At 67.9% G+C, this 25,563-nt stretch carries 22 protein-coding genes and 1 pseudogene; 10 read left to right on the top strand and 13 right to left on the bottom strand.

All coding sequences use genetic code 11. The features are described 5' to 3' along the window. The first annotated feature begins 218 nt into the window (after nucleotides 1-218). From BUB20358_RS11030 to BUB20358_RS28340, 3 genes and pseudogenes are all read left to right on the top strand, one after another. Entirely contained in the window at nucleotides 219-1,622 is a 1,404-nt protein-coding gene (locus BUB20358_RS11030; protein WP_006766623.1) for a GntP family permease, read from the top strand. Between the two features lie 396 nt (nucleotides 1,623-2,018). Further along, nucleotides 2,019-2,270 carry a DUF4148 domain-containing protein gene (locus BUB20358_RS11025; protein WP_035975395.1) on the top strand — a complete coding sequence of 84 codons (252 nt, stop codon included), beginning with the start codon at nucleotides 2,019-2,021 and terminating at the stop codon, nucleotides 2,268-2,270. Between the two features lie 39 nt (nucleotides 2,271-2,309). Beyond that, a pseudogene (locus tag BUB20358_RS28340) lies at nucleotides 2,310-2,465 on the top strand (DUF4148 domain-containing protein); the annotation flags it as partial. Nucleotides 2,466-2,528: 63 nt separating this feature from the next. On the opposite strand, the gene BUB20358_RS11020 reads toward BUB20358_RS28340, so the two are convergent. Next, nucleotides 2,529-4,124, bottom strand: coding sequence for a thioredoxin family protein (locus BUB20358_RS11020; RefSeq protein ID WP_006766625.1), 1,596 nt, complete (start codon nucleotides 4,122-4,124; stop codon nucleotides 2,529-2,531). Further along, nucleotides 4,121-4,312 carry a hypothetical protein gene (locus BUB20358_RS11015; protein WP_123806743.1) on the bottom strand — a complete coding sequence of 64 codons (192 nt, stop codon included), beginning with the start codon at nucleotides 4,310-4,312 and terminating at the stop codon, nucleotides 4,121-4,123. Before BUB20358_RS11015 ends, BUB20358_RS11020 begins: the two co-directional genes overlap by 4 nt. Nucleotides 4,313-4,752: 440 nt before the next feature. On the opposite strand from BUB20358_RS11015, the gene BUB20358_RS11010 reads away from it, so the two are divergent. The 3 genes from BUB20358_RS11010 (at nucleotide 4,753) to BUB20358_RS11000 (ending at nucleotide 8,748) form a co-directional block, all read left to right on the top strand. After that, nucleotides 4,753-7,062, top strand: coding sequence for a phosphocholine-specific phospholipase C (locus BUB20358_RS11010; protein WP_006766626.1), 2,310 nt, complete (start codon nucleotides 4,753-4,755; stop codon nucleotides 7,060-7,062). Between the two features lie 269 nt (nucleotides 7,063-7,331). Then, nucleotides 7,332-7,601 (top strand): hypothetical protein, encoded by a 270-nt coding sequence (locus BUB20358_RS11005; RefSeq protein ID WP_006766627.1) that lies wholly within the window; start codon nucleotides 7,332-7,334, stop codon nucleotides 7,599-7,601. Nucleotides 7,602-7,755: 154 nt separating this feature from the next. Then, nucleotides 7,756-8,748, top strand: coding sequence for a DedA family protein/thiosulfate sulfurtransferase GlpE (locus BUB20358_RS11000; protein ID WP_006766628.1), 993 nt, complete (start codon nucleotides 7,756-7,758; stop codon nucleotides 8,746-8,748). A 52-nt stretch (nucleotides 8,749-8,800) separates the two neighbouring features. On the opposite strand, the gene BUB20358_RS10995 is transcribed toward BUB20358_RS11000, so the two are convergent. The 7 genes from BUB20358_RS10995 to BUB20358_RS10965 all read right to left on the bottom strand — a co-directional run bounded on the left by BUB20358_RS10995 (nucleotide 8,801) and on the right by BUB20358_RS10965 (nucleotide 16,689). Next, nucleotides 8,801-10,273, bottom strand: a complete 1,473-nt coding sequence (locus BUB20358_RS10995) for an OprD family porin (protein ID WP_035974724.1) — start codon at nucleotides 10,271-10,273, stop codon at nucleotides 8,801-8,803. Between the two features lie 141 nt (nucleotides 10,274-10,414). Next, nucleotides 10,415-11,458, bottom strand: a complete 1,044-nt coding sequence (locus BUB20358_RS10990) for an ABC transporter ATP-binding protein (RefSeq protein ID WP_035974726.1) — start codon at nucleotides 11,456-11,458, stop codon at nucleotides 10,415-10,417. After that, on the bottom strand, nucleotides 11,455-12,447 hold the full coding sequence (locus BUB20358_RS10985) for an ABC transporter ATP-binding protein (RefSeq protein WP_006766631.1): 993 nt from the start codon (nucleotides 12,445-12,447) through the stop codon (nucleotides 11,455-11,457). Before BUB20358_RS10985 ends, BUB20358_RS10990 begins: the two co-directional genes overlap by 4 nt. Nucleotide 12,448: 1 nt before the next feature. Further along, the gene (locus tag BUB20358_RS10980; protein ID WP_006766632.1) at nucleotides 12,449-13,351 is read right to left on the bottom strand and encodes an ABC transporter permease; all 903 of its coding nucleotides are present in this window, start codon (nucleotides 13,349-13,351) and stop codon (nucleotides 12,449-12,451) included. 13 nt (nucleotides 13,352-13,364) lie between these two features. Continuing rightward, a complete protein-coding gene (locus BUB20358_RS10975) occupies nucleotides 13,365-14,303 on the bottom strand; it encodes an ABC transporter permease subunit (RefSeq protein ID WP_006766633.1) in 939 nt (312 codons plus the stop codon). Between the two features lie 11 nt (nucleotides 14,304-14,314). After that, the gene (locus tag BUB20358_RS10970; protein WP_006766634.1) at nucleotides 14,315-15,928 is read right to left on the bottom strand and encodes a peptide ABC transporter substrate-binding protein; all 1,614 of its coding nucleotides are present in this window, start codon (nucleotides 15,926-15,928) and stop codon (nucleotides 14,315-14,317) included. A 179-nt stretch (nucleotides 15,929-16,107) separates the two neighbouring features. Continuing rightward, entirely contained in the window at nucleotides 16,108-16,689 is a 582-nt protein-coding gene (locus tag BUB20358_RS10965) for a cupin domain-containing protein (protein WP_035974729.1), read from the bottom strand. Nucleotides 16,690-17,189: 500 nt separating this feature from the next. Here BUB20358_RS10965 and BUB20358_RS10960 point away from each other — a divergent pair, with 500 nt between their 5' ends. After that, nucleotides 17,190-18,707: a peptide MFS transporter gene (locus tag BUB20358_RS10960; RefSeq protein ID WP_035974731.1), complete on the top strand. Its 1,518-nt coding sequence runs from the start codon at nucleotides 17,190-17,192 to the stop codon at nucleotides 18,705-18,707. 115 nt (nucleotides 18,708-18,822) lie between these two features. Next, the gene (locus BUB20358_RS10955; RefSeq protein WP_035974734.1) at nucleotides 18,823-19,029 is read left to right on the top strand and encodes a hypothetical protein; all 207 of its coding nucleotides are present in this window, start codon (nucleotides 18,823-18,825) and stop codon (nucleotides 19,027-19,029) included. A gap of 47 nt (nucleotides 19,030-19,076) precedes the next feature. Here the strand turns inward: BUB20358_RS10955 and BUB20358_RS10950 are convergent, their stop codons facing one another. The 3 genes from BUB20358_RS10950 to BUB20358_RS10940 form a co-directional block, all read right to left on the bottom strand. Further along, nucleotides 19,077-20,201, bottom strand: a complete 1,125-nt coding sequence (locus tag BUB20358_RS10950; protein WP_035975396.1) for an OpgC domain-containing protein — start codon at nucleotides 20,199-20,201, stop codon at nucleotides 19,077-19,079. A gap of 382 nt (nucleotides 20,202-20,583) precedes the next feature. Beyond that, nucleotides 20,584-21,483 (bottom strand): EamA family transporter RarD, encoded by a 900-nt coding sequence (gene rarD / locus BUB20358_RS10945; RefSeq protein ID WP_006766638.1) that lies wholly within the window; start codon nucleotides 21,481-21,483, stop codon nucleotides 20,584-20,586. A 17-nt stretch (nucleotides 21,484-21,500) separates the two neighbouring features. Beyond that, nucleotides 21,501-21,797, bottom strand: a complete 297-nt coding sequence (locus BUB20358_RS10940) for an acylphosphatase (protein ID WP_006766639.1) — start codon at nucleotides 21,795-21,797, stop codon at nucleotides 21,501-21,503. 211 nt (nucleotides 21,798-22,008) lie between these two features. On the opposite strand from BUB20358_RS10940, the gene hpnA reads away from it, so the two are divergent. Continuing rightward, complete coding sequence (gene hpnA, locus BUB20358_RS10935; protein WP_006766640.1) at nucleotides 22,009-23,016, top strand: hopanoid-associated sugar epimerase; 1,008 nt, start codon at nucleotides 22,009-22,011, stop codon at nucleotides 23,014-23,016. Nucleotides 23,017-23,124: 108 nt separating this feature from the next. Next, complete coding sequence (locus tag BUB20358_RS10930) at nucleotides 23,125-24,342, top strand: phage tail protein (RefSeq protein WP_174905072.1); 1,218 nt, start codon at nucleotides 23,125-23,127, stop codon at nucleotides 24,340-24,342. 168 nt (nucleotides 24,343-24,510) lie between these two features. Here the strand turns inward: BUB20358_RS10930 and BUB20358_RS10925 are convergent. Further along, nucleotides 24,511-25,563: glycosyltransferase (locus tag BUB20358_RS10925; RefSeq protein WP_174905071.1), on the bottom strand; the 1,053-nt coding region annotated here is incomplete at its 5' end.

Genomic DNA, 25,563 nt, shown 5'->3' with positions numbered 1-25,563 from the left:
CTGCGCCGCCGCGTCGCTCATTCGGGCAGCAGATTCGTCTCCGGATCGAGACGTTTTCTGTAGAATCGTCAGACCTTGGCCGGCAAGGGCCGGCCGGCCGGCGGCGAATCCGCGTCCGGCGGTGCGATGCGGCCGATGGCACGAAACCTGCACGAACCCGAGCCGGTCCGCGGCGCGTCGCGCGATCGAACAACAACCAAAGCCATTAGGAGACTCCCTTGTCCTTCGTGATCGTCCTCGCCGCGCTGGCGTTTCTGATGTTCGCCGCGTATCGCGGCTACAGCGTGATCCTGTTCGCGCCGATCGCCGCACTGGGCGCGGTGCTGCTCACCGACCCGGCCGCCGTCGCGCCGGTCTTCTCCGGCATCTTCATGGAGAAGATGGTCGGCTTCGTCAAACTGTATTTCCCGGTGTTCATGCTCGGCGCCGTGTTCGGCAAGGTGATCGAACTGTCCGGGTTCTCGGAGTCGATCGTCCATGCGGCGATCCGCTACATCGGCCGCTCGCGCGCGAATGCGGTGATCGTCGCGGTGTGCGCGCTGCTCACCTATGGCGGCGTGTCGCTGTTCGTCGTCGTGTTCGCGGTCTACCCGTTCGCCGCCGAACTCTATCGCCAGAGCAATATTCCGAAGCGGCTGATGCCCGGCGCGATCGCGCTCGGCGCGTTCTCGTTCACGATGGATTCGCTGCCCGGCACGCCGCAGATTCAAAACATCATCCCGACCACGTTCTTCAAGACGACCGCATGGGCCGCGCCCGCGCTCGGCACGATCGGCTCGCTGTTCATCATCGTCGTCGGCCTCGCGTATCTCGAATGGCGTCGCCGCTCCGCGATGGCGAAGGGCGAAGGCTACGGCACGTCGCTCGTCAACGAGCCGGAGCGCGTCGAGGCGAAATCGCTGCCGAATCCCGCGCTGGCGATCCTGCCGCTGATCGTCGTCGGCGTGTCGAACTTCGCGTTCACGAAGCTGATCCCGCAGTGGTACGGCGCCGCGTCGTACACGGTCGCGCCGGAAGTACTGCCGGGCGTGCATGCGCCGGTCACGACGTCGATCAAGACGGTCGTCGCGATCTGGTCGGTCGAAGCGGCGCTGCTGCTCGGCATCGTGCTGGTCGTGCTCACGACATTCAAGCGCGTCAGCGAGCGTTTCGCGGCCGGCTCGAAGGCCGCCGTCGCCGGCGCGCTGCTCGCCGCGATGAACACCGCGTCGGAATACGGCTTCGGCGGCGTGATCGCCGCGCTGCCGGGCTTCCTCGTCGTCAGCGACGCACTGAAGAGCATCCCGAACCCGCTGGTCAACGCTGCCGTGTCGGTCAGCTCGCTCGCCGGCATTACCGGTTCCGCATCGGGCGGCATGAGCATCGCGCTCGCCGCGATGTCGGATCTGTTCATCAAGGGCGCGCAGGCCGCGAACATTCCGATGGACGTACTGCACCGGGTCGTCGCGATGGCGAGCGGCGGCATGGACACGCTGCCGCACAACGGTGCGGTGATCACGCTGCTCGCGGTCACGGGGCTCACGCACCGCGAGTCGTATCGCGACATCTTCGCGGTCACCGTGATCAAGACGCTCGCGGTGTTCTTCGTGATCGCCGTGTACTACGCGACGGGGCTCGTGTAACCGTCTGCATCGGCGGCGTCGCGCACGCCGCCGTTTGGCGCCCGACCGTATCGACGCGGCCGGCGCCCGGGCGGAGAGTTGCCCTCGGCCCGCGAAGCGGATGCGCGCCGGAACGGATTCCGGCATGCGCTATCCGTCACCCGGCTCCCACATTGGACAGCTCGCCGCCGGGTTCACCCATCGGGCGCGCACTCGGCGGAACGCTCAGCCGCCGTATCAAGCGCATCACGCCCCTCCGCACCACGATCCGCTTCAAACGTATTGTTGTCGACCGCAGAACACTGCGTTGGGAGCGGTCGCATTTTTCGCGCGCGTTGTCCGGCCTACACTGCCTTCAACCCGACGCCCGATCGCCTCACGCGACGGCGAATCGTCGGCAACATGGAGATCCCGACCATGAAGCGCCCAATCCATGCGATCGCAATCGCCATCGCGCTGTCCGCCCCGCTCGTCGTCCATGCGCAATCGGCCCAGCCGCTCACGCGCGCGCAGGTGCACGCTGAAGTCAAGGCACTCAAGCAAGCGGGCTTCCAGTCCAGCGACTGGTTCTATCCGGCCAGCATCGTCGCCGCGGAAGCGAAAATCGCGCAGCAGCGCGCCGCCGGATACGGCAACGATCGCGGCGCGTCTTCGGAGTCGGGACGGTAGTGGTTTCGTCCGACCGGTCGCGCTTGCTCAGCCACGCTCGTGCCCGCTGAAGTCAAGGCACTCAAGCAAGCGGGCTTCCAGTCCAGCGACTGGTTCTATCCGGTCAGCATCGTCGCAGCGGAAGCGAAAATCGCGCAGCAGCGTGCCGCCGGATACGGCAGCGATCGCGGCGCGTCTTCGGAGTCGGGACGGTAGTGGTTTCGTCCGACCGGTCGCGCTTGCTCACTCACGCGCACGCGTGTTTGCGCGTTCACGCCTTCACACCCTCACGGACTCGCTCAACCGCGCACACGCCGCTGCCTGCGGATCGCCGGCCGGCAACTTGCCGCATAGACCGTCGAACCGCTTCGCAACCGACCGGACCGACGCATCGTGCGCGCCGCGGCCGCGCCAGCGGTTCAACTGCGCGACGACCTTCGTCAATGCCCGCAGGTTCGCGCCGTAGAACGCATCCTTCGTCTTGCCCGCCTGCGCGAGCACGCTCGCCGCAATCGCTTCGATCCGCGTCGCGTCGTCGGGCGCCAGCTCGACCGCGTTCGCGAAGTAAGTCGCCCCCCAGCGCAGTTTGGTCGCCGAGCCGCTCGCCGCTTCGTATGCGTTGCGGTACCAGTCGAGCGCCGCGGTCTTGTCGCCGCGCGCCTTCGCATTCGCGGCCAGCCCCGACATGAAGTAGTACGGCGTCGACGAACGCGGCAACTCCGCCTTCAGCAGCGCATCGGACTCGTCGTACAGCCCGGCGTCGGTGAGCGTGTCGGCGCCTTCGCTGACGAGTGCCTGCCGCTCGTATGCATTCGCGGCGCCGCTCACGGAAGCAGCGATCTGCTTGCGTGCAGTGTCGACGAGCGCCGGTGCGGCGAGCGGTGCGCCGTTGCGAACGTTGTCGCGCGCGAGCAGCACACGACCATGGAGCGCCATCAACCGATCGATCGACGACAACGTGGCGTCGACCGACAGCCGCGCGAGCGCCGTGCCGTATGCGCCGCGCAACGCTGCGCGCTGCGTGTCGTCGCTGCCGAGAAACGCAACGACGCGCGCGGGCGCTGCGACGAGCACGTCGGAATCGGCGCGCGACAGCGCAGCGTCGCGCAGCACGCCGCGCAGCGCATCGGCGAGCGCCGCCTTGTCGATCGCACCCGTCTGCGACGGATCGCCGGATGCGGCAACCACCGCCGCTTTCAACGCGAGCCGCGCGGCGTCCGCCGACGCGCCGGCCGCCCGCGCGCGTTCCGACAGCGTCAGCAACGTCTGCGCGACGCGATCGGCGGGCACCGGCAGCGCGCCGTCGGTATCCCACGAATAGTCGGCCAGCAGATGCCATTCGGCCGCGGTCGGCGACGCGCCGCTCTTCAACGCGTTCGCGAGCGTCTGCCGTACCGGATGCGCGGCCGTCATCCCGAGCGACAGCGCCTGCATGTAACGGTCGAGATCGGCTTCGCCCGGCAGCCGCGTGACCTCGGTACCGTCCGGGCGGAACAGAATCATCGTCGGATAGCCGTGCACGTTGAAGCGCTCGCCGAGCTTCTGCGCACTGTCGGTATCGCCGTCGAGATACACGGGCACGAACAGCGCGGAGCGCGCCTTGAAGGTCTGCTGGCTGAAAATCGTCGACTTCACCTGATTGCACGACGGGCACCACACGGCGCCCCAATACAGCAGCAGCGGCTTGCCGGTGCGCTTCGCGAGCGCGAACGCGGCGTCGACGTCGCCTTGCTGCCACGCAATGCCGGGCGGCAGATGCGCGCGCTCGGACGACGGAGCGCCGCCCGTCGCGGGCTGCGACGCAACCGTGGCAAACGCCGCCCCGGCGGCAGCGAACAGGCAAGCGGCAAACAGGTTCCGAAGCACGGTTTTCATCGAAGCGGATTCCGTTTGAAAGAGACGTTGTGAAAAGCGGCATCGCGGCGGCCGCTACGATCGACAAATCGTCCAACGATACGACGCGCACCGCCGGCGGAAAACGAATCGATTTTCAGATGAATATGACGTGCTGCCACGCTGCCCGACGATGCCGTTGCCTGCGCAACGACTGCGGCGATCGTCACGATCGCGACTCGATGCAACCGGCAATTCCTTCTCCGCGCCGCGCGCGAAACCGGTAATTCCTTACCTCTCCGCGCGTGCGCATCGGCGTGCGGCATTCGTTGCGTACGCAACGTCGTGCACGTCGCACGCACTGTCACGTCGCCATCACGTCCGCGTCATGTCGGTTCCCTAGACTGAGCGCCGCCCAGCCCGGCTGCCGTCGGGCGCGCGTGTGCCGACTTCCCGTCTTCGTATCGCGAACGCAGCGCATGCAGGATTCCGACGAACGATCGGAATGTACGCTCGACGCGGCCTGTTTCACGAAATGCGAAGACGACGAACGCCGGCATGCGACGCAACACGCACGCGCATCGCCGCGGTATCGCGAAGCGGAAAGCGCGCACGCCCGGGCACGACCCGACGAAGTCACGAACGCTCCCATCATGAGGATCCGAACGCCATGACATCACGCCGCAAATTCCTTCAGCAAACCGCCACGTCCGGCCTCGCGGCCGCCGCACTGTCCGCGTTTCCGCCGAGCATCCGCCGCGCGCTCGCGATTCCGGCGTTTCACGAGACCGGGACGATCCGCGACGTGAAGCACGTGGTGCTGCTGATGATGGAGAACCGCGCATTCGACAGCTATTTCGGCACGTTCAAGGGCGTGCGCGGCTACGGCGACCGCTTCGCGGTGCCGTCGCCGAACGGCCGCAACGTGTTCTATCAGACGTACACGAAGACGACGCCGGCGACCACCTTCACGCCGTACCACCTCGACGAGAGCCGCGGCAACGCGCAGCGTGCGGGCGGCACGCCGCACTCGTGGGCCGATTCGCAGGCCGCATGGGACCACGGCCGGATGAACCGCTGGCCCGACGCGAAGACGCCGCTGTCGATGGGCTATTACGATGCGGCCGAAGTGCCGTTTCAGCGCGCGCTCGCCGATGCGTTCACGCTGTGCGACCACTACCACTGCGGGATGCACACGGGCACGATCGCCAATCGCCTGTTCTACTGGAGCGGCACGAACGGCCCGAACGGCATCAGCCCCGCCGACGGCCGCCGCGTGAAGATCGCCGCGCTGAACAACCAGTTCAACGGCGGCAACGACGTCGGTCCGTCGAGCCAGGGCTGGACGTGGACGACCTATGCGGATCGCCTGCAGCAGGCCGGCGTGAGCTGGAAGGTCTATCAGAGCCTGATCGACAACTTCGGCTGCAACGAGATGATGGGCTTTCGCCACTGGCGCGCGGCGATCGAGCAGATGCCGGCCGCGCGCCGGCCCGTGTACGTCGCAGCGACGGACATCAAGCAGCCGGTGACGGCCGCGGGCCCGTTCTACGATCCGGCGATCGACGATCCGCTGAGCCCGCTCGCGAAGGGTTTCGGCAACACGATGCCGTACGGCTTCCTCGAAACGTTCCGCGACGACATCCGCAACGGCACGCTGCCGGCCGTGTCGTGGATCATCCCGCCGTCCGCGTACAGCGAACACCCCGGACCGTCGAGCCCCGCGCAAGGCGGCTGGTACGTGCAGGCGGTGCTCGACGCGCTGACGGCGAACCCCGACGTGTGGAGCAAGACCGTGCTGCTGATCAACTACGACGAAAACGACGGCTTCTTCGATCACATGCCGTCGCCGGCCGTGCCGTCGCGCAATCCGGACGGCACGCTCGCGGGCGGTCATACGCTGTCGGCTGCGGACGTCGCGGTGGAGTACCACGACTTCACGCCCGCGACGTCGAGCCAGCCTGCAGCCGATGGCCGTCCGTACGGCCCCGGCCCGCGCGTGCCGATGTGGGTCGTGTCGCCGTGGAGCCGCGGCGGCTGGGTGAACTCGCAGGTGTTCGACCATACGTCGACGCTGCTCTTCCTCGAGAAGCGCTTCGGCGTCGTCGAACCGCAGATCAGCGCGTATCGCCGCGCGGTCTGCGGCGACCTGACGAGCGCGTTCAACTTCCGCTCGCCGAACGACGAACCGCTGCCGACGCTCGCCGGCCGCACGACGAAAGACGCGGCCGACGCGCTGAGCGCCGCGCAGCAGGCCGCGCCGAAGATCTCGCCGCCCACCGCGCCGTCGCTGCCCGCCCAGGCCATCGGCGTTCGGCCGTCGCGCGCGCTGCCGTACGAGCTGCATGCGAGCGCACGCGTCGACGCGGTCAACGGCACGGTCACGCTGAAGTTCGCGAATACGGGCCGCGCCGCCGCGGTATTTCACGTCTACGACAAGCTGCACCTCGATCGCGTACCGCGACGCTACGTCGTCGAACCGGGCAAGGCGCTGCACGGCGACTGGGCGGCACGCGCCGACGACGGCGGCAAATACGACCTGTGGGTGCTCGGTCCGAACGGCTATCACCGGCGCTTCACCGGCGATCTCGCACGGCTCGGCGGCGCACGCGCGCCGAACCCGGAAATCCGCGTCGGCTATGCGGGCGCGAGCGGCAATCTGCATCTGCGCTTGCGCAACGACGGCGGCGGCACCGTGCGCTTCACCGTGCGATCCAATCAGGTGTACGGGCCGCTTTCGGGCCGCGGCCCGCACGACGATCATCGCCACGGCAACGACGCCGGCACGACGTGGACCGTCACCGTGCGCGCCGGCGATCAAGCGGAACTGCACTGGAACCTCGACTCGACCGGCCACTGGTACGACTTCATCGTGACCGCCGACAGCGATGCGAGCTTCTCGCGTCGCGTGGCCGGTCGCGTCGAAACCGGTCGCCACTCGGTCAGCGACCCGGCGATGGGACTCGCCGATCGCTTCTGACGCCGCTGCATCGGCGCGCGTGTCCACGCGCGTCGATGCGCGCGCCGGCTCGCGCAACGTGCGTGCCCGACGCCGGCCGCACCCGCTTCGAAAGCCCGCCGCGACGCGCGTCCGGCGCGCATCAAACATCTGACGGATCGGTGGTGCAGCCCTCATTTCACTCCACGAAAATGCTCGGAGTCGCGGCCCGTTCGCGTTAAACTTCGTCAGGCTGTATTCAACAACGACATCTTCCCCATCACGGCATCAACGACACGAGGATAGGTTCGATGCGCACTACCGGCTCATCCGGGGCAATGACCCTGCTCACCGAACACGACCCGGCCGACGGCCGCGAACTGCGCTCGCTGAGGCTCGAAGCCACCGGCGACGGCAAGAGCGTGCTGCTGATCGAGATCGACGAACGCAAGCCCGGCGTTCACCGCGAAGTCCGCTACGAGATCACGCCGGCCGAACTGATCGCGGCGATCCGCTCGCACGGCGCCGAACTTCCCGGCGAAAGCCACGGCGCGACCTCGCTCGCGCGCACCCCTTCCTGATTTCCGACGGTGAGCGGCGTGCAGCACGCCGGCTCACCGACATCTCCCTGCTGCCGTCAGGCACTTTCGATCATTCCCGCCGCTGTCTCGAAAATGGCCGATAATCGGCGCATCTGCGTGCGTCGCGCACGCGTTTCCTTTTCGGCCTGCCGTCATGCTTCGTGACCTCGTCGCCCAGTACGGGCCGCTTCTCGTCTTAGCCAACGTGCTCGCAGCGGCAATCGGCCTGCCGGTGCCGGCGATGCCGACGCTCGTGCTGTTCGGCGCGATGTCCGCGATGCATCCGGCGATGATCGGCTCGCAGCTCGCGACCGTGGTCGCACTGTCGGTGCTCGGCGCGCTGATCGGCGATACGGTGTGGTACGTCGCCGGACGGCGTTACGGCGGCGCGACGCTGAAGACGATCTGCCGGCTGTCGCTGTCGCGCGATACCTGCGTGAAAAAGACCGAACGCTTCTTCGGCCGCTACGGCGTGCGTGTGCTGGCGGTCGCGCGCTTCATTCCGGGGCTGTCGCTCGTATCGGTGCCGATGGCCGGCGCGCTGCACACGCGTTACCGCACGTTCGCCGGCTACGACGCGCTCGGCGCCGCGCTGTGGACGATCGTCGGGCTACTGGCCGGGTTCGTGTTCTATCGGCAGATCGACTGGCTGTTCGCCGGCGCGAGCCGGCTCGGCCGCGCGGTGCTGGTGGTGATCGTCGCGCTGCTGACCGTCTATGCGGCCGTGCGCTGGATGCGCCGCCGCGCGCTGATTCGCCAGCTCGCGAACGCGCGGATCGGCGTCGACGAACTCGACACGCTGCTGCGCGACGCAGCGGCGCCCGTGATTCTCGACGTGCGTTCGCCCGAGCACCGCAAGCTCGATCCGTTCGCGATTCCCGGCGCACAGTTCGCCGACGAACGGCACATCGGCGACATCGTCGCGCGCTATCCGCTGACGCAGAAATTCGTCGTGTATTGCTCGTGCCCGAACGAGGTGACGGCCGCGCTGATGGCCAAGCGCCTGCTCGATGCAGGCTTCACCGATGCACTCGCGTTGCGCGGCGGCCTCGACGCATGGCGCGACACCGGCCGTCAGCTGACGTCGCTCGTGGAAGAGATGCCCGCGGCAAACGACCCCGTCGCGGGGCTGCACAAGCCGGCCTGAGCCCAGGCCGGCCGTGCGAGGCGGGAGCATGCGCTCCCGGTCCGACCTCAGATCAGAACGCGTGCAGCGGCACGTTCACGACCAGCCGATACTCGCGGTTCGTCGCATCCGAGTAGTGAGCCGAACCGTTGTGCCACATCGCGATGAACGTGACCTTCGTATCCTTCAGCTTGCCGCTCTGGAACGTATACGACGGGATGAAGCCGAACTCGTGGTGACGGCCCTGCACCGGCGCGCCGTTGCTCCAGTAGATGCTCGACCTGCTCGGATCGTTCGCGGCGCCCGCGCTGCCGTCCGCGCCCCAGCCGGTCACGCCCCAGATCATCGCCTTGAAGCCCGGCAGGCCGGCTTCCTTGCCGTAGAACGTGTAACGCAGCTGCAGCGATTTTTCGTGCGGCGCGTTGTAGTCGACGTCCATCGAGTTCGCGAGGAAGATGCCGTTCGTTTCGTTCAGGTAGTCGAAGAACTGATCGCCGAGCACCTGCTGGTACGCGAGCATCAGCTCGTGCGGGCCGTGCTGCGCGGCGAGCGACAGGCTGTACGCGTTGTTGTCGATCTTGCCCTGCAGCGCGTCGCCGGTGTCGTGCGTCGAGTACACGTTGCCGAAGCCGGTCCACTTGATCGTCTGCGGGCTGCCGATGCTGTGCTTCACCGACGCGTAGTACTGATGCCATACGTCGTCGGCCTGGTTCGCGTACAGCGCGACTTCGCCGTTCGGCGAATAGTCCCACGTGCCGCCGACGTACGTGATCCGGTTCACGCGCGTGCCGCCGTACTGCGTCGTCAGATTGGTGAGCGTCGTGTGGCCGCGCGCGTCGGTCTTCGTGAAGCTGCCGGCTTCGAGCATCACGTTCTTGAACTCGTTGCTGACGATCGTCGCACCGAGGAACGTCGGCGGCAGCGCGCGGTTGTCGTGCTGCTCCATGAACGGGTTGTCGACGGCCTGCAGACCGTACTTGATCACCGTGTTCGAGATGCGCGCCTTCACGTCGTAGATGCCCGGATACGCCCACGCGAGCTGGTTCGATCCGCCGCCGCCCTTCGCGATGTGCACCATGTTGCCGGCGCCCGCACCACCGTCGAGCTTCAGCGCCGCGTACAGCGACGCATCGACGCCGAAGCCGATCAGGCCGGCCGTGTAGCCCGACTCGAAGTTCGCCATCACGCCCTGAATCCACGCGTGGCGGTGCGGGCCGCCCTTGCTGTCGAGGACGTCCGAATAGTTGCGGAACAGGAAGTTGAGATGGCTGTCGGCGATGAAGCCTTTCGACTTCGACTGTGCGGACGGCTCTTCCGGCGGCGTGACGGCCTGCGTCGCCTCCGCGTTCACGACCGCGTTCGGCGTCGTTGCCTGCGCAACGGTTGCGCCCGTGCCTGCCGACGGCGCGGCCTGCGCGATCGTCAGCGGCACGGAAGCCGCGTCGTCGGCATGCGCGACGCCGGTCAGCGACACGCCGGCGAGCGCCGGCAGTCCCCATGCAAGCAGCATCTTCGATGCCGTCCCGCTCCTCTTCTGCTTTCTCATCGTGGTTCTCTTCTTGTGTTGATGTCGTTCCCGCCGGTCGCGACCCGCTTCCGGCCCTACACCGGCGTGTCCGCAGAAGGACACGCCATACGCTCGGCGCGAAGGTCGTTCGCGCCGCTCCTGCCCCTGTCGGCCAGCCTCTTATGTTTGATGCGTCACGTCGAACGCCGCCTCGCCCGCGCGGATGCACGCGACGCGCGCGGCCGAACCGTGCCGCACTTCCGGCCGCGGCACGTGCTGCGCGCACGCATCGATCGCGATCGGGCAGCGCGTACGGAACGCACAGCCCGACGGCGGATTCAGCGGCGACGGCATCTCGCCCGCGAGCAGCATCGGACGGCGGCTGCGCTCGCGCGCCGGCTCCGGCGTCGGCGCCGCATCGAGCAGCGCCCGCGTGTACGGGTGCTGCGGCGCGCCGTACACGTCGTGCCGCGCGCCGAACTCCATCACGCGGCCGAGATACATCACGAGCACGCGCCGGCTGATCGCCTTGACCACCGCCAGATCGTGCGCGACGAACAGATAGGACAGCGACAGCTCGCGCTGCAGATCGCGCAGCAGATTCACGATCTGCGCCTGGATCGACACGTCGAGCGCGGACACGGGCTCGTCGCAGATCACGAGCTTCGGCTCGCCGATCAGCGCGCGCGCAATACCGACGCGCTGGCACTGCCCGCCGGAGAATTCGTGCGGATAACGGAGCAGGTGATGCGCGTTCAGCCCGACGCGCTCGAGCATCGCGACCACGCGACGGCGCACTTCGGTACGGCCGATGCCCGCGTGATGCGTGACGAGCGGCTCCGCGACGATCTGCTCGATCGTCATCCGCGGATCGAGCGACGCGAGCGGATCCTGGAAGATCATCTGCACTTCGCGCCGCATCGCGCTGCCGCGCAGCCGCTCCGGTGCGACCGCTTCGCCCCGCCAGCGCACGGTGCCCGCCGTCGTCGGCACGAGGCCGATCAGCGCGCGCGCGAGCGTCGATTTCCCGCATCCCGATTCGCCGACGAGCCCGACCGTCTCGCCGCGCTTCACGTCGAACGACACGCCGTCGACTGCGCGAAGCGTGCCCTTCGGCGACCACGGATAGCCGCCGAGCGGCACGCGGAAATGCACCTTCAGATCGTCGACGGCCAGCAGCGTGTCGCTCGCCGCGCCGGTATCGCGACGTTGATCGACGCTCATCGCAGCCCTCCGGTCAGATCGGCGGCCGGCCGGTGGCATGCGCGCACCGCGCCCGCGGCGCCGTAGGTTTCGAGTACCGGGCGCGCGGTATCGCAATGCGGCTGCGCGTACGTGCAGCGCTTCGCGAACGCGCAGCCGGCCGGCGCGCTGCCGGGCAACGGCGGGTTGCCGGGAATCGCGACGAGCGGCGCGTCGTCGGCGTCGGTGAGCCGCGGCAGCGCGTTGAGCAGGCCGATCGTGTACGGATGCGACGGCGCGGCGAAGATCGAATCGGCCGGCGCGTATTCGACCGTGCGACCCGCATACATGACCATCACGTCGTCCGCGAGGCCCGCGACCACGCCCATGTCGTGCGTGATCAGCACGATCGCGGTGCCGCGTTCGCGGTTCAGCTCGCGCAGCAGGTCGATGATCTGCGCCTGCACCGTCACGTCGAGCGCGGTGGTCGGCTCGTCGGCGATCAGGATTTCCGGTTCGGACAGCAGCGCCATCGCGATCATCACGCGCTGCCGCATCCCGCCGGAGAACTCGTGCGGATACATGCGGATGCGCCGTGCGGCGTCCGGAATGCGCACCGATTCGAGCGCGTCGATCGCGCGCTTCGTCGCTTCCTTGCGCGACAGCTTGCGATGCAGCTGCAGCGTCTCGGTCATCTGCCGCTCGATCGTCAGGAACGGATTGAGCGACGTCATCGGATCCTGGAAGATCATCGCGATCCGGTCGCCGCGTACCGCGTTCAGCGCGCGCGTGTCCATCTCGAGGAGGTTCGCGCCGCGATAGCGGGCAGCGCCGCTCGTCGTGCCGTTCGCGGCGAGCAGCCCGAGCAGCGCCATCACGGTCTGGCTCTTGCCGGACCCCGATTCGCCGACGATGCCGAGCGTCTTGCCGGCTTCGAGCGAGAACGACACGCCGCTCACGGCGTCGATCGGCGACGCGTCCTTGCGCGTGAAGCGCACGCCGAGGTTGTCGACTTCCAGCAGTGCAGCCATTTCAACGGTCCTTCGGGTCGAGCGCATCCCGCAGGCCGTCGCCGACGAAATTCACGCAATAGAGCGTCACGCACAGCATGACGGCGGGACACAGCAGCAGCCACGGCATCGATTCGAGCTTCTGCGCGCCGTCCTGGATCAGCACGCCCCAGCTCGTCATCGGCTCCTGCACGCCGAGGCCGAGGAACGACAGCACCGATTCGGTCAGCACGATGTTGGGCACCGAAACGGTTGCGTACACCACGACGACGCCGAGCAGATTCGGCACGACGTGACGCCGCACGATCGATGCGGGCGACACGCCGATCGCGCGCGCCGCATCGACGAACTCGCGGTTGCGCAGCGACAGCGTCTGACCGCGCACGACACGCGCCATGTCGATCCACGAGAACGCGCTGATCGTCAGCACGACGAGCATGAACGAGCGGCCGAACAGCGTCATCATCAGGATCGCGATCAGCAGGTACGGAATCGCGTACATCATGTCGACGATGCGCATCATCACCGCGTCGACGCGGCCGCCGGCGAAGCCCGCGGTCGCGCCCCACGCGACGCCGAACAGGCCCGACACGAGCGTGCCGAGCAGGCCGACCTCGATCGATACGCGTCCGCCGATCAGCGTGCGCACGAGCAGGTCGCGGCCGAGTTCGTCGGTGCCGAACCAGTGCTGGTTCGCGAGCGTCGGCGGCAGGCTGATCGACGCCCAGTCGCTCGCGGCGGGGTCGGCCGCGAGCAGCCACGGACCGGCGAAACACGCGAGCGTGATCAGCGCGAGCAGCACGAGGCTGAACAGCGCCGCGCGGTTGTGCAGGAAGCGCGCGAACGCGAGCGCGAGCGGCGAGCGCGAACGCGGCGGCGTGTCGGTCGGCACGGGCAGACCGACGGCGGGAGTGGTCGGAATCATCGCTGCGCCTCGCTCAGTAACGGATGCGCGGATCGAGCCACGCATACGCGAGGTCGACCAGCAGGTTGAACAGCACCGCGCAGACGGTCGTCAGCACGACGAGGCCGAGCACCAGCGTGTAGTCGCGGTTGATCGCGCCGTTCACGACGAGCTGCCCGAGTCCCGGCAGCGCGAACACCGATTCGGTGACGACCGCCGCGGTGATCGACGTGATGCATACCGTGCCGAACAGCGACACGACCGGCATCAGCGCCGGCTTCAGCGCGTGGCGCAGCACGATCGTCGAGCCCGGCAGGCCCTTCGCGCGCGCGGTGCGGATGTAGTTGCTCGACAGCGTCTCGATCATCGAGCCGCGCATCACGCGCGCGAGCAGCGACACGTTGATGAAGGTCAGCAGCACGATCGGCAGCAGCCGGTACTGCCAGCCGCCGTCGCCCCAGCCGCCCGCCGGCAGCCAGCCGTTGCCGGCCGACGTCTTCAGCAGGATCGCGAAGATCCACACGAGCACGGGACCGAGGACGAACGGCGGCACGACGTTGCCGAAGTTGCCGATCAGCATCACGAAGCGATCGATCACGCTGTCGCGGCGCACGGCCGCGACCGTCCCGAGCAGCACGCCGAGCACGATCGACACCGGAATCGACACGCCGCCCACGCCGAGGCTCACGGGCAGCGCGCGCTTCACGAGATCGTTGACCGACCAGTCGACGTAGCGGAACGACGGACCGAGATCGCCGCGCAGCAGCGAGCCGAGATACAGCAGGTACTGCTTCCACAGCGGCTCGTCGAGGTGGTACTTCGCGTTCAGGTTCGCGAGCGTCGCCGCGGACAGCTGCTTTTCCGTATCGAACGGGCCGCCGGGCGTGAAGTGCAGCAGCAGGTAGCAGACGGTGACGACCGCGAGGATCGTCGGCACCGCCCACAACGTGCGCCTCAAGGCGTAGGCCAGCATGATCGCTCCGCTCAGTGCTTGATCAGGTACATGTCCTGCGAAGCGCGCATGTCGATCACGTTCTTCAGCGAGTAGCCGCCGACGTACGGCTTCACGAGACGATCGGCCGAATACTGGAACAGCGGCACCATCGGCGTGTCCTTCATCGCGGCATCGTGCGCCTGCGTGAGCAGCGCCGCGCGCGCGCTGTCGTCGAGCTTCTGGTTGCCGTCGTCGACGAGCGTATCGACCTGCTTGTTGCAGTAGCCGACGGTGTTCTGCGAGCTGCCGCAGCGGATCAGGTCGAAGAACGTCATCGCGTCGTTGTAGTCGGCGAACCAGCCGTCGCGCGCGATCTGCACCTTGCCGTCGTGGCGCTCCTTCATCAGCACCTTGAACTCGACGTTCTCGAGCTTCGTGTTGATGCCGAGCTTCGTGCGCCATTCCGATGCGGCGAACAGCGCGACCTTCTTGTGCAGATCGTTGGTGTTGTACGTGAGCGTGAACGACAGCGGCTTCGCGTCCGAATAGCCGGCCTGCTTCAGCAGATTCTTCGCGGTCTCGACGCGTCTGGCCATCGGCCACGACGCCCATTCCGGCGTGAACGGCTGCACGCCCTTCGTGCCGTTCGGCATCAGCCCGTACATCGGCTTCTCGCCCGCCTGCGTGAGCTTCGACGTCAGCACGTCGCGATCGATGACCATCGACAGCGCCTGACGCACGCGCTTGTCCTTCAGCGCCGGATCGCTGTTGTTCAGGTAGTAGTAGTACGTCGCGAGCTGCAGGCCCGGGCGCAGTTCGCTGCCGAACTGCTTGCTGACCTGCTGGAAAATCCCCGACGGAATCGAATAGCTGTAGTCGATCTGCCCGGCCTGGTACATGCGCATCGCGGTTTCGTCGCTCTCGATCGGCAGGTACGTGACCTTGTTGATCACGACCTTCGGCGCGTTCCAGTACTTCGCGTCCTTCGCGATCACGATGCGGTTGTTCGGCTGCCAGTCGACGAGCTGATACGCACCGTTGCTGACGATGTTGCCGGGGCGCGTCCATGCGTCGCCGAACTTCGCGACGACGTCCTTGTTCACCGGCGCGAGCGGCGCCATCGCGGTGAGCTCGGGGAAGAACGCGACCGGCACGTCGGTCGTGACCTCGAGCGTGTACGGGTCGACCGCGCGCACGCCGAGCGTCGACGGCGCGGCCTTGCCCGCGATGATGTCCTTCGAGTTCTTCACGAACTCGACGAGGATCGTGTACTTCGAGCCTGTCTTCGGATCGACGAGGCGCTGCCACGAATAGACGAAATCGGCGGCCGTCACCGGCTGGCCGTTGCTCCACTTCGCATCGCGGCGGAGCTTGAAGATCCACGTCTGCGGCGTCTTGCGCTCCCACGACAGCGCGACGCCCGGCACGAGCTGCCCGGCCGCATCGATACGCGCGAGCCCTTCGAACAGGTCGAGGCCGATCGTGTTGCCGGTCCACGATTCGATGTGCGCGGGATCGAGCGACTCGACTTCGGCCGGCACCTGGCGCGTCAGGTCCTGTTGCGGCGCGAGCGTGACGTTCGACGGGACGGTAACGGCGCGCGCGGCGGGCGTCGTCAGGACGAGCGCGGCCAGCACGGCCGACATGGCATGCAAGGATTTCATCGTGGCAGTCTTGAGAAAGTGGTTCGGTGAGCGTCGCGCGGCGAACGCCGCGGATTACGCGTGAGACGCTGACGGGTGCAGCGAGTGAGGAGGCCCGTGATTCTCGTATTGCATCTCAGTATTCCTTACGTTTCTTTCGACAGGTATCCCCGTCCTGGAAACGAAGGAATACCCGTGCGTTAGAACAGCCGCGGCGTGCCGACCCAGACCACCACCGACTCGATCTTCGCGGTGTTGACCCAGCTGTGCGGGACCGTCGACTGATAGTGCGAACTGTCGCCGGCCTGCAGGACGAACGTCTTGCCTTCCAGCGTCAGCGACACTTCCCCTTCAATCACATACAGGAACTCCTCCCCTGCATGCGTCGTCACTTCCGACCGCTTCTGCCCCGGCGGCATCCGCACGAGGATCGCCTCGAGCTGACGCCCTTCGGACACGTTCGTCAGCCTCGCGAACAGGTTCGCCGAATCGGCGAACCCGAAGAAGCGCAACTGCTCGCCCCGGCACACCGAGCGTTCCTCGCTCGGCGTGTCCACGAAGTACTGAACCGTCACGCCGAGCGCATGGGCGATACCGGCCAGCGACGTCAGCGACGGCGACGCGAGCCCGCGTTCGACCTGTGACAGAAACGGTTTCGAAATCCCCGCGGCGGTAGCGGTTTCGTCGAGCGTGCGCTTGAGTCGCTGGCGCAACGCGCGGATCTTGCCGCCCAGTGCTGCGGCAGCGTCTGCGGGCCGCGAGTTTTCAGTGGAGGGAACCATAGCAGGCCGAAAAGTGGTCGTCAAAAATTGTTTGATGGAAAATAACTAAGTTAGATCGATATGGCTTAGTCTTCGGGTTCGCGCCCGGATTCGATGTTCGGTCCGGCCAACTAAACAGGGCCGGACACGAGCGAAACGACGCGCTATCTTGCCAGACTCGCCGGCTTCACAGGCACGCTGCAAGCGGCTCTCCGGGATTTTGCGGAGGCTGGAAGCGAAGTTTACAAATAGATGATGAGACAAATGTTCCTGAAAGCTGTTGCCATATCGGGAATTTCCCTATGTGGCGCGAAGCAAACGCAGCGGGCCGGCAAACGTTGTCGTCCGCGCGCCGGTCGAGGGCCGGCGCCGTCCGTCGCGGCGGCGTCCGAGCCCGCATCGGGCTGACCGCCCGGCCGTAGCCATCGCCTTGCGCAGCGGCCTACCCGGCCGACGTTCGAGGCACCCCGTTCGACCCCCAGGCGACGCGCGATCCGCGCCGTCCGTTTCAACCGAGATTGATGATGCACGCACCCGTTTCACAAACCCGATCGTTCACGACGGTCTTCCTCATCGAATTGTGGGAGCGCTTCGGCTACTACGGCATGGCCGCGCTCCTGGTCCTCTTCATGGTCGACAGGCTCGGCTTCACCGACAGCCATGCGAACCTCACGTGGGGCGCGTTCACCGCGCTCGTCTACGCGTCGCCGTCGATCGGCGGCTGGATCGGCGACAAGGTGCTCGGCGCGCGCCGCACGATGATCATCGGCGCGGCCGTGCTGTCCGCCGGCTATCTGATGCTCGCGGTGCCGAACGACGCGCTCGCATACATGTATGCGTCGCTCGGCGTGATCGTCGTCGGCAACGGGCTGTTCAAGGCCAACGCGGCGAACCTCGTGCGCCGCATCTACGAAGGCGACGATGCGCGCATCGACAGCGCGTTCACGATCTACTACATGGCGGTCAACATCGGCTCGACCGTGTCGATGCTCGCGACGCCGTGGATCAAGGATCACTGGGGCTGGCACACCGCGTTCGCCGTCTGCTGCGGCGGGATGCTGCTCGCGATCCTGAACTTCATGCTGATGCACCGCACGCTCGCGCACATCGGCTCGCAGCCCGACGACGAACCGATCCGCTGGAAGCGTCTCGGTGCGGTCGCGGCCGGCGGCGTCGCGCTCGCGCTGATCACGCTGTATGTGCTGCAGCACAAGCAGCTCGCGGTCGCGAGCGTATGGGGCGCCGCGTTCGCGATTCTCGCGATCTTCGCGTACATGATCGTGAAGTCGGAGCGTTCGGAGCGTGCGGGCCTGATCGCGGCGCTCGTGCTGACCGGCCAGGTGATCCTGTTCTTCATCTTCTACGTACAGATGTCGACGTCGCTGACGCTGTTCGCGCTGCGCAACGTCGATCCGCGCTTCATCGTGTTCGGCACGACGCTGTTTACATGGAGCGCCGCGCAGTTCCAGGCGCTGAACCCGATCTGGATCATGCTGCTGAGCCCGGTGCTCGTGTGGATCTACAACGCGTTCTCGAAGGGCGGCCGCGATCTGCCGGTCGCCGCGAAGTACGCGCTCGGCTTCGGCGCGGTCGCGGCCGGCTATCTGGTGTTCACGATCAGCGGCCGCTATGCGGTGGACGGCCGCGTGTCGTCGTGGTTCATGGTGTGGGGCTACGGACTGTACTCGCTCGGCGAACTGCTGGTCAGCGGCCTCGGTCTCGCGATGGTCGCGCGCTACGTGCCGGCGCGCATGAGCGGCTTCATGATGGGCGCGTATTTCGTCGCGACGGGCGTGTCGCAGTATCTCGGCAGCGTCGTCGCGAACTTCGCGCAGATGCCGTCGCACGAACTGCCGGCGACCGAATCGCTGCCGCTCTACCTGTCGCTGTTCGAAAAGCTCGGCTGGCTCGCCGCGATCGGCATGCTGCTCGCGTTGCTGCTGCTGCCGACGATGAACCGTCTGTCGCGCCGGCATCAGCGCTGCGTCGACGAGCGTCGCGACGAAGCGCCGGATGCGCAGGCCGTCGCGACCCGGTAAGACTACCCCGCGGCGTGCGGCGTGCACGCCATATTCTCCTGGCGATTGCGCCGTTGCGTCCTACACTGGTTGCAGGACGCGCAGCCGTCGAGTTGCGCATTGGCGGGGGAAGACCATGAAAAGCAAGACGACACGGCTGCTGCGGATACTGTCGGACATCCGCCATGCGCAGCGCTGCACCGCGCTGCGCGCCGCGCGCGCGGCAGCCGAAGCCGACGCGGTGCTCGCGCAGCGGGACGAGCGCGCCGCCGACGAACGCGACGACGCCGAACCGGACGACGACGCTTCCGTCCCGCGCTCCCGTATCGGCTCACCTCACTGACGACGCGCGGCACGTCACGTGCCGCACGCGCGTCGCCGTCGCACCGCTCACGCGGCGGCACCACGCCAGCGCGCGATCCACGTTCCCGAACCGGCGACGGCGATCATCAGCCCGAGCGCGCACGCGTCGGCCGCGAGGCCCACGCCGACGTGCCGCAACGCGGCGCCCTGCGCGACCGGATGCAGCAGCGAATCGATGACGAGCGAGATCGCCGCGCCTGCGACGAAGCAGATCAACCCGCGCTGACCGACCGCGACGACGGGCCGCACCGCCTGCGCGATCCGCGCGATCCAGCCGTAGCGCACGCAATCGGCCATCAGCCACGCGACCGCCGCGAAACTCACGATGCGCGGCAACGCGAGATCGCGCTTGAACACGCCTTCGGGCACCGGCAGCCCGCTGAACAGCTTGTAGCTCGCGCAGCCGAGCACGATCGCGCACGCGACGCCGGTTGCCGCCGCGCCCCATCGGCCGAGCGCGACGCGCCGATAGAACGGCTGGCAGCGCGCGAGCACGCCGGCGACGAACATCAGCTGCCACGCGAACGGATTGAAGCTCCACCGGAATCCGTCGGTGTCGAGCAGTTCGGGGCCGAGCCAGCTCGCGGCGATCCACGACGCCGCGCTGAACGCGACGAGCAGCCACGGATGCCGGCGCGCGAACGGCACGATCACTGGCGACGCGAGCGCGAACAGCACGTACATCGGCAGCACCGACGCGAGATACGGCTGGCGCTGGAACGTCAGCAGTTCGGCAAGGCCGGTGAGCGGCGACGCGAGCATCACGCTGACGTCGTCGAGCGCGAGGTTCGGCGCGTCGATCCCGTAGTGGTCCAGCACCGCGGACACGACGAGCATCAGCGTCGACGTCGCGAGAAACGCGCGATAGATCTGCATCGCGCGATGCACGAACCGCCGCTGCGCGGCGCGCGCGCCGTGCCGTTCGGCGATCGCGCCGTACGCGCTCGCCGTCGCGAATCCGCCGAGAAACACGAACACTTCGGCTGCGTCGCACAGCGCGAACGCGTGCAGCGTCACGCGCGACAGCACGCTCGCGCCGATGTGATCGACGACGATCATCAGCAGCACGATCCCGCGGAAGAAATCGACTTCGATCAGGCGGCCGCTGCGCGGCGCCCGCGTCGGCACGGACGACGATGCGTTCACCGGCATCGCGGCACCTGCGCAACGGCGGCGCGACGTGCGCCGATGGAACGAGCGGAAGGAAGGCGGCCGGCGCGATCGGCAGCGATGCGCGTATGCTCGCATCGCGCCCATCCGGCCGGCCCGGCACGGAAATGACCGTTCATTGGAAAGCTGCATACGAAGGAAAGCGGTCAGATCAGTCTAATGGCCGATCGGGGGATACCCTAAGTAACAAAGTGCAACCGAATCTTCTGTCCGATTACAAGGGACAGGCCGCAAAGCCTTGTGGGATGGGCCCGACAGCGTGATGCCAGCGCGACGTCAGCTGGCGGTCAGCATCCGCTCGCGATGCGATGCGGATGGGCGGGCGGCGCGCGTCTTGCTTTGCGCCGCAAACCGCGATGCGGCTTTATCCGCGCATCGGCAGACGTCGCATCAGCATCGCGCTGTGCCATGCGGTCAGCGCGACGGCGATCCAGATCGGCCCGTACGTCGCGAGCTGCGCGACGGTCAGCGTCTCGCCGAGCAGCAGCAGCGACACCGCGACGAGCAGCACGGGCTCGACATAGCCGAGGATCCCGAACAACGCCATCGGCAGCATCCGGCTCGCCTTCAGGTAGCTCGCGAGCGCGAGGGTGCTCAGCACGCCGAGCCCCGGCAGCAGCGCCGCCCACAGCAGCGGGCGATCGCCGATCTGCGTCGTGCTCGTCGCGACCATCGCGAGCGCGATCGGGCACAGCAGCACGATCTCGAGTGCGAACGCAGCGAGCGAATCGGCGTTGATCCGGCGCCTCAGCACGAAATACGGCGGATAGCCGAGCGCGACGACGAGCGTCGGCCACGCGAACGCGCGCGTCGCCCACACCTCGTGCGCGACGCCGAGCGCCGCGCATGCGACCGCCGCCCACTGCAGCGGATCGAGCCGTTCGTGATAGTAGAAGCGGCCGACGAGCACCATCGTCAGCGGCAGCAGGAAATAGCCGAGCGACACTTCGAGCATGCGCCCGTGCAGCGGCGCCCACAGGAACAGCCACAGCTGCAGTCCGAGCAGCTCGGCGCTCACGGGCAGCGCGATCAGCAGACGCCAGTCCCGCACGCTGCGCGACACGAGCGCGACGAGCGCCGGCCAGCGGCCGCGCAACGCGATCAGCGCGAGCGCGCCCGGCGCGGTCCACAATATGCGCCACGCGAAGATGTCGAGCCCCGTGAGCGGCGCGAGCAGCTTCGCGTAAACGGACAACAGCGCGAACATCGTCGACGCCGTCGCCGACAGCAAGATGCCGCGCCCGGCCTCCGGATACCCCGTCATATGGATTCGTTGTCGTGTTATTGCTGCTGGAAGCGTTCGAAGCGCTTGTCGATCGGCCGCTCCTCGAACGTCACTTCCGTGACGCGCGCGGACGGCGGCCCGTGACGCAGCCACGCGAGCATCCGGTCGATCTGCGCGGCCGGGCCCTGAATCATCGCCTCGACGCTGCCGTCTTCCAGATTCGCGACCCAGCCGCGCAGCTTCAGCGCATGCGCCTCGCGCACCGTCGCATGACGGAAGCCGACGCCCTGCACGACGCCGCGCACCCGTACGTAGTAGGTCTCGATTCGTTCGTCCAGTTCATTGCGGCTCATCGCCCAGCCCTCCGGTTGCGTTCAAGCCCGGCATTGTAGTCGCGTCGGCGGCTTCTCACATGCGGCCGGCCGTTCGTCGCGCGGCGGCGCGAAGCTGCGGCCGCGGGCGCTCCGCCACGTACGCGACGTACGTCGCCGCGCACGCCGACCACGTACAATCTCGCCGACGCTCAACCGCCGCGCGGCCCGCGCGCGGCCCAGAAGGAATGGCATGACTGATACCTCCCGCGATCTCGTTCTCGTCACCGGCGCGTCCGGTTTCGTCGGCTCGGCCGTCGCGCGCATTGCGCAGCAGAAAGGCTTTGCGGTACGCGTGCTCGTGCGCCCGACCAGCCCGCGCACGAACGTCGCGGATCTCGACGCGCAGATCGTCACCGGCGACATGCGCGACGAGGCGTCGATGCGCGCCGCGCTGCGCGGCGTGCGCTATCTGCTGCACGTGGCGGCCGACTACCGGCTGTGGGCGCCCGATCCGCACGAAATCGAGCGCGCGAATCTGGAAGGCGCGGTCGCGACGATGCGCGCGGCGCGCGCCGAAGGCGTCGAACGGATCGTCTACACGAGCAGCGTCGCGACGCTGAAGGTGACGAGCGCCGGCGACCCGGCCGACGAGAACCGCCCGCTCACGCCCGAGCACGCGATCGGCGTATACAAGCGCAGCAAGGTGCTCGCCGAGCGCGCGGTCGAGCGGATGATCGCCGACGAAGGGCTGCCGGCCGTGATCGTCAATCCGTCGACGCCGATCGGCCCGCGCGACGTGAAACCGACGCCGACGGGCCGCATCATCGTCGAAGCCGCGCTCGGCAAGATTCCGGCGTTCGTCGACACGGGGCTGAACCTCGTGCACGTCGACGACGTCGCGCACGGCCACTTCCTCGCGCTCGAGCGCGGCCGCATCGGCGAGCGCTACATCCTCGGCGGCGAGAATCTGCCGCTGCAGCAGATGCTCGCCGACATCGCGCAGATGACCGGCCGCAAGGCGCCGACGATCGCGCTGCCGCGCTGGCCGCTGTACCCGCTCGCGGTCGGCGCGGAAGCCGTCGCGAAGCTCACCAAGAAGGAGCCGTTCGTCACGGTCGACGGTTTGCGGATGTCGAAGAACAAGATGTACTTCACGTCCGCGAAGGCCGAGCGCGAGCTCGGCTACCGCGCGCGGCCGTACCGCGAAGGGCTGCGCGACGCGCTCGACTGGTTCCGTTCGGCCGGCTACGTGAAGTAGCACGAAGCGGCGCCCCGCGCGCCGCGCTGCGCACTTTGTTACACGTCGCGCGCGAACCGGCACCGGCGCAGCGGGTAAAATCGCGGGTCTTACGCAGAGAAAGTACGCATGAACCTGAACGATCAGATCGACGCGCTGAACGCGGGCGTCGATCAGCTCCTCCACGATCACCACGCCGCACAGCAGGCGGCACGCAGCGCGGAAGCGTTCGCGCGCGCCGCCGCCGCGCAGGCCGAAGCCGCGGTGCAGCGCCACGCGGAAGCGACCGCGCTGACCGAAGCGCTCGCGCAGCGTCACGCGGATGCCGAAGCCGCATCGCAGCGCCACGCGGCTGCGATCGCCGAAGCAGAAGCGGCCGCGCAGCGCCATCATGCCGCCGCGAACGAAGCCGATGCGGCCGCGCAGCGTCACGCGGCAGCCGCGGCGGAAGCGGAAGCCGCGGCGAAGCGTCATGCGGAAGCGACCGCCGAAGCGGAAGCGGCGACGCAGCGCCATGCGGCCGCGATCGCCGAAGCCGAGGCGCTCGCGCAGCGGCATCGGCAGGCGATTGCCGAAGCGGAAGCGGCCGCGAAGCGCCACGCGGATGCGACCGCCGACGCGGAAGCGGTCGCGAAGCGCTACGTGGAGGCGATCGCCGAAGCGGACGCAGCCGCACAGCGCCACGCCGACGCCACCGCGCAGGCCGAGGCCATCACGCAGCGCCATACCGAAGCGATCGCGGAAGCCGAAGCGGCTGCGCAGCGTCATGCGAAGGCCGTCGCCGAGGCCGAGGCGCTGGTCGAGGCCGTCGTGAAGGAAGCCGCGACGACGCAGACGAACGGCACCGACGTCGCAGCGGAGGTCGTCGAGCCGGCGGCGGCCAACGCGTCCGCGCCCGCGGCCGCCGTCGCAGCAGCAGCCGCGAGCGACACCGCAACCGCGATCGTCGCGACGGCGGCTTCGGCAGCCGGCAACACGGCGCAAACCGACGCGGCCGCCGGAACTGCCGACGCGCCCGCGGAAAAATCGACGCTGCACGTGTCGCGTCCGTCGCAGAACGAGCTCACGCTGACCGTGAACGGCGAATCGATCACGCTGCATCCGGAACAGCTCGGCCAGCTGATCGAGGAACTCGCGCATGCGCGCGCGTCGATGCAGCCGGAACCGCCGCCGGGCATTCCGCCGGGCTGGCGCTTCGTGTCGACGAAGAACCCGATGATGGCCGTGCAGAAGCAGTCGAACGGCGACCGTCTGCTCGTCGCGCGCCACACCGGCTACGGCTGGGTGCCGTTCACGTTCTCGCCGGACGTCGTGATCCAGATGTACATGATGCTGACGCAGCGGTAACGCCGCCCGCATCGGCCGGAAACGACACAGCCCGCGATCGGCTTGCACCGATTGCGGGCTGTGTCGTTTTCCGGCGATCGAAACGCGAGCTTCGCGCGCGGCGATTCACGTGCAGCGACTATGAAACCCGCGGCGGGCGCGGCATCACCGCGCCGTGCCGCACGGAACTCAGCGCTCGACCGGCGCCTGCACGCGCGCCTTCCACTGGCCGCCCTTGCCGCGCCAGTACCGCCACGCAGACGCGAACGTCGCGCCGACGTAGAACAGCGCGACGAGCGGCAACGCGGGCGCCCACAGCGGCGAACGGCGGTAGTAGCGCAGCATCGGCGCATACGCGGTGCACATCGACGCCCACGCGAGCCACGCCGGCCACGCGCGCGCGCCGTACGCGAGCGCCGCGACGGGCGGCACCAGATAGATGATCGTCATGCCGAGCAGCGTGCCGGCAAGCAGCCACGGCGAATAGCGGAGCTGCGTGAACGCGGTGCGCGCGATCATGTTCCAGATGTCGCGCCAGCTGTCGTACGGACGCAGCGACACGCTGCGCTCGGCGAGGTCCAGGCGAATCGGATGCCGGCCGCCGCCGCGATGCTTGATCTGCGCGGCGAGGCTGCAGTCGTCGATCAGCGCGCCGCGGATCGACTCGATCCCGCCCGCCTCCTCGAGCGCGGTGCGCTTCACCAGCATGCAGCCGCCGGCCGCGCCGGCCGTCTTGTTGCGCGGATCGTTGATCCACGAAAACGGGTACAGCTTCGCGAAGAAGAACACGAACGCCGGGATCAGCGCCTTTTCCCAGAACGAATCGCAGCGCAGCCGCACCATCAGCGACACGAGATCGCGATTCTCCGCCTGCGCGCGCGTGACGAGCTGCGCGACGGCATCCGGCGGATGGCCGATGTCGGCATCGGTCAGCAGCAGATAGTCGGCCGGCAAGCCGAGCGTGCGCACGGCCGCGATGCCCTGCGACTGCGCCCACACCTTGCCCGACCAGCCGGCGGGCAGCGGCTTCGCCGCGAGCACCGTCAGGCGGTCGGCGCGGTTCGCCGCGAGCGCGGCCGCGCGGGCCGCGTCGGCGGTGCCGTCGTCGCTGTGGTCGTCGACGATGATCAGGTGGAAGTCGCCCGGATAGTCCTGCTCGAGCAGCGACGTCGCCGCGCGCGCGATCACGTCGGCCTCGTTGCGCGCCGGCACCACCGCGACGACGGCCGGCCAGCCGGCCTC

Source organism: Burkholderia dolosa (assembly GCF_902499135.1).
GTDB lineage: Bacteria > Pseudomonadota > Gammaproteobacteria > Burkholderiales > Burkholderiaceae > Burkholderia > Burkholderia dolosa.
The sequence above is the reverse complement of the archived record's forward strand: the minus strand, read 5'-3'. Positions and strand labels throughout refer to the sequence as shown.

What these genes read in the sequence shown, in the direction of transcription:
- BUB20358_RS10930 (WP_174905072.1), top strand. Translation starts at nt 23,125, where the DNA reads ATGAACCTGAACGATCAGATCGACGCGCTGAACGCGGGCGTCGATCAG.
- BUB20358_RS10980 (WP_006766632.1), bottom strand. Translation starts at nt 13,351, where the DNA reads ATGATTCCGACCACTCCCGCCGTCGGTCTGCCCGTGCCGACCGACACG.
- BUB20358_RS10940 (WP_006766639.1), bottom strand. Translation starts at nt 21,797, where the DNA reads ATGAGCCGCAATGAACTGGACGAACGAATCGAGACCTACTACGTACGG.
- BUB20358_RS11025 (WP_035975395.1), top strand. Translation starts at nt 2,019, where the DNA reads ATGAAGCGCCCAATCCATGCGATCGCAATCGCCATCGCGCTGTCCGCC.
- BUB20358_RS10955 (WP_035974734.1), top strand. Translation starts at nt 18,823, where the DNA reads ATGAAAAGCAAGACGACACGGCTGCTGCGGATACTGTCGGACATCCGC.
- rarD (WP_006766638.1), bottom strand. Translation starts at nt 21,483, where the DNA reads ATGACGGGGTATCCGGAGGCCGGGCGCGGCATCTTGCTGTCGGCGACG.
- BUB20358_RS11000 (WP_006766628.1), top strand. Translation starts at nt 7,756, where the DNA reads ATGCTTCGTGACCTCGTCGCCCAGTACGGGCCGCTTCTCGTCTTAGCC.
- hpnA (WP_006766640.1), top strand. Translation starts at nt 22,009, where the DNA reads ATGACTGATACCTCCCGCGATCTCGTTCTCGTCACCGGCGCGTCCGGT.
- BUB20358_RS10995 (WP_035974724.1), bottom strand. Translation starts at nt 10,273, where the DNA reads ATGAGAAAGCAGAAGAGGAGCGGGACGGCATCGAAGATGCTGCTTGCA.
- BUB20358_RS11010 (WP_006766626.1), top strand. Translation starts at nt 4,753, where the DNA reads ATGACATCACGCCGCAAATTCCTTCAGCAAACCGCCACGTCCGGCCTC.
- BUB20358_RS11020 (WP_006766625.1), bottom strand. Translation starts at nt 4,124, where the DNA reads ATGAAAACCGTGCTTCGGAACCTGTTTGCCGCTTGCCTGTTCGCTGCC.
- BUB20358_RS10990 (WP_035974726.1), bottom strand. Translation starts at nt 11,458, where the DNA reads ATGAGCGTCGATCAACGTCGCGATACCGGCGCGGCGAGCGACACGCTG.
- BUB20358_RS10970 (WP_006766634.1), bottom strand. Translation starts at nt 15,928, where the DNA reads ATGAAATCCTTGCATGCCATGTCGGCCGTGCTGGCCGCGCTCGTCCTG.
- BUB20358_RS10960 (WP_035974731.1), top strand. Translation starts at nt 17,190, where the DNA reads ATGATGCACGCACCCGTTTCACAAACCCGATCGTTCACGACGGTCTTC.
- BUB20358_RS10975 (WP_006766633.1), bottom strand. Translation starts at nt 14,303, where the DNA reads ATGCTGGCCTACGCCTTGAGGCGCACGTTGTGGGCGGTGCCGACGATC.
- BUB20358_RS10985 (WP_006766631.1), bottom strand. Translation starts at nt 12,447, where the DNA reads ATGGCTGCACTGCTGGAAGTCGACAACCTCGGCGTGCGCTTCACGCGC.
- BUB20358_RS11005 (WP_006766627.1), top strand. Translation starts at nt 7,332, where the DNA reads ATGCGCACTACCGGCTCATCCGGGGCAATGACCCTGCTCACCGAACAC.
- BUB20358_RS10950 (WP_035975396.1), bottom strand. Translation starts at nt 20,201, where the DNA reads ATGCCGGTGAACGCATCGTCGTCCGTGCCGACGCGGGCGCCGCGCAGC.
- BUB20358_RS10965 (WP_035974729.1), bottom strand. Translation starts at nt 16,689, where the DNA reads ATGGTTCCCTCCACTGAAAACTCGCGGCCCGCAGACGCTGCCGCAGCA.